The 1,689-nt window shown below is 66.1% G+C and carries 1 protein-coding gene; it reads left to right on the forward strand.

Annotation, left to right across the window (positions count from 1 at the left end; all coding sequences use genetic code 11):
* Positions 1 to 1,689, forward strand: a 1,689-nt coding sequence (locus AC1DU6_RS30145; protein WP_477861718.1) for a hybrid sensor histidine kinase/response regulator, incomplete at both ends; no start/stop codon positions are given.

The following is a 1,689-nucleotide window of genomic DNA, read 5'->3' on the forward strand; positions in this document are numbered from 1 at the left end:
GTACAAGTCCGAGTTCCTGGCCAACATGTCGCACGAGCTGCGCACGCCGCTGAACTCCATCCTGATCCTGAGCCAGCAGCTGGCCAGCAACAACGACGGCAACCTTTCAGGCAAGCAGGTCGAGTTTTCGCGCAACATCAACTCGTCCGGCTCCGACCTGCTGCACCTCATCAACGACATCCTGGACCTGTCCAAGATCGAGTCGGGCACCGTCACGGTGGAGATCGAGGACATCTCGTTTGTGTCGCTGCGCGACAGCATCGACCGCAATTTCCGCCATGTGGCCGAGGCCAAGAGCCTGCCGCTGCGCCTGACGTTCGCCGACGACCTGCCGCGCAGCATGGAAAGTGATGCCAAGCGGCTGCAGCAGATCCTGAAGAACCTGCTGTCCAACGCGGTGAAGTTCACGGCGCACGGCCATGTGGAGCTGCGCGTCAGCCTGGCCAACGAGGGCTGGAGCACGGAGCATCCGGTGCTGAGCAAGGCCCAGCATGTGCTGGCCTTCGCGGTGGAGGACACCGGCATTGGCGTGGCGCCCGAGAAGCAGCGCCTGATCTTCGAGGCCTTCCAGCAGGCCGACGCCGGTACTTCGCGCAAATACGGCGGCACCGGCCTGGGCCTGGCCATCAGCCGTGAGCTGGCGGCCCTGCTCGGCGGCGAAATCCGCCTGACCAGCGTGCATGGCCATGGCAGCACGTTCACGCTCTTCCTGCCCTTGCATTTCGCAGGCGCGGACAGCGCCAGCATGGCGCCCCTGCCCTCGCACAGCCGCCCGATGGCCCCGGCGCGCAACAACCTGCCGCTGGTGCGAGAAACCCAGGTACCTGATGACCGCGAGAACATCGAGGAGGGCGACTCGGTCCTGCTTATCATCGAGGACGACCCTCACTTCGCCCGCATCGTGCTGGGCCTGGCGCGGGACCGCGGCTTCAAGGGCCTGGTGGCGCTCAAGGGCAGCCTGGGCCTGGAGCTGGCGCGGCGCTTCAAGCCGACTGCCGTGTCGCTGGACATCTTCCTGCCCGACATGCTGGGCTGGACGGTGCTCAACCAGCTCAAGCTCGACCCGCTGACCCGCCACATCCCGGTGCAGATCTTCAGCGTCGCCGAGGAGGACCGCAACCACGGCCTGGCGCACGGCGCCTTCTCCTATGTGGTGAAGTCATCCACCAGCGAGGAGATGGAGGCGGCGCTGGACCGCATTCGCGACTTCACGGTGCCGCGCACCAAGCGGCTGCTCGTCATCGAGGACAACGACATCGAGCGCCAGGCCATCATCGAGCTGCTCGGCCATGACGACATCGAGCTGCAGGCCGTCGGTACCGGCGCGGCGGCGTTGCAGATGCTGCGTGAGCAGACCTTCGACTGCATCGTGCTGGATCTGCGCTTGCCCGACGTCAGCGGTTTCGGCCTGCTGGAGCAACTGCATGCCGACCCTTCCCTGGCGGCCGTGCCGGTCGTCGTCTTCACCGGCAAGGATCTGACGAGCGCCGAGCAGAAGCAGCTGCGTGCGCTGGCCAAGAGCGTGGTGCTCAAGGATGTGCAGAGCCCCGAACGCCTGCTCGACGAGACGGCCCTCTTCCTGCACCGCGTCGTCACCGAGCTGCCGCAGGGCAAGCAGGAGATTCTGCACAAGCTGCACGGCGCCGCCGAGATGCTGCACGGCCGACGCGTGCTGGTGGTGGACGACGA

The sequence above is a fragment of the Roseateles sp. P5_B10 genome (assembly GCF_056400485.1).